The sequence below is a fragment of the Xanthomonas sp. SHU 166 genome (assembly GCF_000364685.1).
Classification (GTDB): domain Bacteria; phylum Pseudomonadota; class Gammaproteobacteria; order Xanthomonadales; family Xanthomonadaceae; genus Xanthomonas_A; species Xanthomonas_A sontii.
Map to the genome: position 1 here is coordinate 1 of NZ_AQOJ01000894.1, position 4,602 is coordinate 4,602.

Genomic DNA, 4,602 nt, shown 5'->3' on the forward strand with positions numbered 1-4,602 from the left:
GTGAAGCGCACCGCGCGGCCGTCGTCGGCGTACAGCACCAGGTCGGCCACGCGCAGGCGCAGCGCGTCCAGGCGCGCGCGCGCCGCCTCCTGGTCCAGGCCGGGCAGCACCAGCAGGAATTCCTCGCCGCCATGGCGCGCGGCGAACGCCTGCTCGCCGAGGCTGTCGCGCAGCGACTCGCCGACCCGGCGCAGCACCTCGTCGCCGATCTCGTGGCCGTAGGCGTCGTTGATCTTCTTGAAGTGGTCGATGTCCAGCAGCGCCACGCACAACGGCGTGCGCGCGCTCAGCGCCCGCTCCAGCGCCGTGTTGAGATAGGGATCGCCGGTGCGCCGGTTGGGCAGGCCGGTCAGCGCATCGTGCCCGGCCTGGTAGGCGAGCTTGCGCACCAGGTCCTCGCGTTCGAGATTGGCCAGCTTCAACGCCAGGTTCTTGGCCTTCAGCTCGTGGGTGCGCTCGGCGATGATGGTGTTGAGCCGGCGCTGGCGGCGCCGGTAGCGATGGCTGCGGCCGCGGTACCACCACAGGATCAGACCGGTCGCGCACAGCGCCGCCAGCACCACGAACGGCCAGCGCTCCCAGAACGGCGGCACCAGTTGCAGTTGCAGCGAGGCGCTGCCGATGCGTTCGCTGCGCGACCAGTCCAGCGGACTGGTCATCGCCTGCACGTCCAGGCGATAGCTGCCCGACGGCAAGTTGGTGTAGACGGCTTCCTCGTTGCTGCCGGCATCGACCCACTGCCGGTCGAATCCCTGCAGGCGGTAGCGGTAGCGCACCTTGTCCGGCGAGCGGAAGCTCAGCCCGGCATAGCCGACCGCGAGCCGGGCGACACCGCCGTGCAGGCGGTACTCGCCACGCAGCGGCTGCGCCACGCCATCCACCTGTACATGCGAGATCACCAGCGGCGGCGCTCGCACGTTGCGCCGGCTCGGCAGGGCCGGATCGATCAGCGCCAGCCCGGCCGAGGTCGGGATCAGCAGCACACCGTCGCGGCTGCGCCAGCCGGCCGGTGCGCTGCTGCCGTTGCCCTGCCCGCCGGGCATGCCGTCGCTGCGGTCGACCACGTCCACCGCCAGGGTGCTGCGCTGGCCCGCGTCCAGCTCCGCCAGCCGCGCACGCGCGATGCGCAGCACGCCGCGGTTGCTGTTCGCCCACAGGTTGCCGTTGCCGTCGTCGAGCAGCCGGAACAGCTTGTCGCGCGGCAGACCGACGCTATGGTCGTAGATGCGCCACTGCCCGCCGCGCAGCCGCAGCAGGCCACGGTCGCTGGCGACCCACAGGGTGCCGTCGGCATCTTCGAGGAAGTCGAAGGCGTTCTGCGCCGGGAAGCCCTGCCCGCTTGGCCGCGCCTGCAGCGTGCCGTTGCCCGCGAGCGTGGCGACGCCCTGATTGGTGCCGATCCACAGCACGCCGGCGCGGTCGCGGTACAGCGCCTGCACCTGTCGCCCGGGCAGGCCGTCGGCGCTGCCGTAGGCCCGCGTGCGATCGCCCTTGCGGTACAGCAGCCCCTCGTTGCCGCCGATCCACAGGCCGCCGTCGGCATCGGCCAGCAGCGCGCGCACCATGGAGCGCGGCACACCCGCGGCCACGCCCAGGCGTTGCCGGATCGTGCCGTCGGCCGACAGCAGCAGCACGCCCTGGTCGTAAGTGCCCACCCACATGCCGCCGTCGCGGGCGGCGGCCAGCGCCAGCACCGATGGATCGCGGCCCGGCCGCTCGCTCAGCCGTACCGCGCGGATGCGGCCGCCCTCCCAGCGGTCCACGCCGGCGGCATGGCCGATCCAGATCGTGCCATCGGCGTTCTGCTCGACCACACGTACGTAGTCGCTGCCGAGCCCGTCCTGGCGGGTCAGGCCGCCAGCGTCGCCCTTGGCGACACGGAACAGCCCGTCGGTGCTGCCGGCCCACACCAGGCCCTCGTGGTCCTCGATCAGCGCGGGGCTGACCACGCCGGAGATCGACAGGACTTCGTCGCTGGCGCCGTTGGCGGTGCGCCGCAACAGTTGCCCGCTGGACAGGCTCATCCACAGCTGGCCGTCCTGGTCCTGCAGCGCGGCATCGACGCGCTGGCCGCGCCGCAGCCATTGCAGCTCGCCGTTGCCGCCGAGCCAGAACACGCCCTCGTCGCTGGCCACCAGCAGGCCGCCGTGACGGTCGGGGGTCAGCCGCCGGATCGAGGCGGTGCGCATCGCCGCCGTGCCCCAGCGTTGCGCCTGCGTGCCGTGCGCGGTCAGGCGGAACAGCCCCTGCGAGGTGCCCACCAGCACCGCATCGCGGTAGCGCAGCAGCGCGGCGATGCGGGTCCGGCGCAGCCCCGCGGCGGTGCCGACATCGACCAGGCGGCCGTCGGCCTCGATCCGGAACAGGCCGTCCTCGCTGCCCACCCACAGCGCGCCGTCGGCATCGCGCAGCATCGCGGTAACCCGCAGGCGCTGCGCGCGCGCATCGCCCAGATGCTCCCAGCGCCCGGCGGCGTAGCGGAACACGCCGTCGTAGGCGGTGCCGACCAGCATGCCGCCATCGGTTTCGGCGAGCAGTGCGAACACGCCCGACAACTCCATGCCCGGGGTGTTCTGGCGATCGAAGACGGTGAAGGCGCGGCCGTCGAAGCGGGCCACGCCTTCCCAGGTTCCCACCCAGATCATGCCGTCGCGGTCCTGGGCCAGCGCGTGCACCAAGTTGTGCGGCAGCCCCTCTTCCATGGTCCAGCGCGCGATCACCGGGCGGTCGAGCACCGCGCGCTCGGTCAGCGGCGCGGCCGGTTCGGCGCGCGCGGCGGCACTGGCGCAGCACAGCGCCAGCAGCAGGCATATCACCACGCCCAGGCGGCGACACAGCGCGTACGCGCCGTCGCGACTATCGTGACGCCGATCCCCCTGTTCCATCCCTTTCCGAATCACACCTGCAACGGCGCGCGGGTACCCCCTGTGGGCAGATGGCTAATCTATCACCGCCTGTTCGGCGCCGATGTCAGGGTGTTCCTGACGCCCAGGCCTGGCTCACGGGGGCAGCGGCAGGGTCACGCAGACGCGCAGGCCGCCCAGGGTCGGCGAGGCGTCCAGGGTCACCTCGCCGCCGTGCGCGGTCACCACCTCGCGCACGATCGCCAGGCCCAGGCCGCTGCCTTCCACGCCACTGCCCAGCTCGCGGTGGAAGCGCGCGAACACCCGCTCGCGCGCCTCGGCCGGGATGCCGGGGCCGGAATCCTCGACGCTGAAGCAGACGCCGTCACGGCCAGCGCACAGCGCGACCTCGACCTGGCCCTGCGGCGGCGCATAGCGCAGCGCGTTGTCGATCAGGTTGCGCACCAGCGCCGACAGCGCCGCCTCGTTGGCCGGCAGCCGTGCCGGGTCGTTGCGGCGCAGGTGCAGGTGCTGGCCGCGGCGCGCGGCCTGGTCGCGCGCCTCCTCCACCTGCAACGCCACCAGCGCGTCCAGCGCCAGCGGCGACAGCGCCGCGGCGGCAGCCCCCGGCTCGACCCGGCTCAGGGTCAGCAACTGTGCGACCAGCCGCTCCACCCGGCGCACGCTGGCGTCCAGGTGCCGCTGCGATTCGCTGCGCTCGTCGGCGTCGCGGGCCTGGCGCAGGTTGTCGGCGTGCACCTTCAGCGCGGCGATGGGAGTGCGCAGTTCGTGCGCGGCATCGGCGATGAAGCGGCGTTCGCGCTCCAGCGCGGTCTGCAGGCGCCGCATCAGCCCGTTGACCGCGGCGACCAGGCCGAGGATCTCGCGCGGCACGCCCTGCAGCGGCAGCGATTCCAGCCGCTGCGGGTCGCGCTCGCCGATCGCCTGCGAGACCCGGCTCAGGGCGCCGCTGGCCCAGCTCACCACCAGCCACACCAGCACCACCAGCACCGGCAGGGCCAGCAGCAACGGCAGGGCCGTGCCCAGCGCGATGTCCTCGGCCAGTTCCTCGCGGATATCGGCCTGTTCGCCGGTCTGGAACCAGCGCCCGCCGGGCGAGCGCAGGCTGAAGGTGCGCCAGCGGTCGCCATCCAGGGTGACGTCGGCGAAGCCGGCGCGCAGCGGCGCCAGCTGCCGGGTCGGCCCGCTGTCCGAGCGCAGCAGCAGATGGCCATTGCGGTCGCGCACCTGGAACGCGAGTTTGCTTTCGTAGGCGTGCCCGGTGCGGAACGCCAGCGCCTCGCCCACGCCCTGCGCCTGGCCATGCCAGCCGCGGATCACGATGGCGTCGCCGGCCGGACCCAGCCGCGACAGATCGTCCAGCGGCTCGTCGACCAGGCTCAGCAACACGCGCGAGGACTGCACCAGCTTGGCATCGAACATCTCGCCGGCCTCCTGCAGGCCGGCGCGGTAACTCAGCAGCGCGGTCAGCGCGAACACCGGCACCACCACGCCGAGCAGGCCGCCCAGCAAGCGTCGCCGCATCGAACTCATGGCGCCGCCGTCGCGGCCTGGGTGTCGAGCGCGTAGCCGACCCCGCGCACGGTGCGGATCAGCGCCGGATCGAGCTTGCGCCGCAGCTGGTGCACGTGCACGTCCACCGCGTTGCTGGCCACATCCTCGTCCCAGCCGTACAGCCGCTGCTGGATCGAATCGCGGGCGATGGCGCGGCCGTGGCGCTCGGCCAGCAGCCACAGCA

The 4,602-nt window shown here is 73.0% G+C and carries 3 protein-coding genes; all 3 read right to left on the minus strand.

Translation table 11 applies throughout. The annotated features are described in order from the left end of the window. The coding region (locus D180_RS20160) for a ligand-binding sensor domain-containing diguanylate cyclase (protein WP_232760602.1) at nucleotides 1-2,819 on the minus strand (2,819 nt) is incomplete at its 3' end. A gap of 180 nt (nucleotides 2,820-2,999) precedes the next feature. Further along, entirely contained in the window at nucleotides 3,000-4,397 is a 1,398-nt protein-coding gene (locus D180_RS20165; protein ID WP_232760604.1) for an ATP-binding protein, read from the minus strand. Continuing rightward, nucleotides 4,394-4,602: helix-turn-helix domain-containing protein (locus tag D180_RS20170; RefSeq protein WP_043091446.1), on the minus strand; the 209-nt coding region annotated here is incomplete at its 5' end. The genes D180_RS20170 and D180_RS20165, both read right to left, overlap by 4 nt.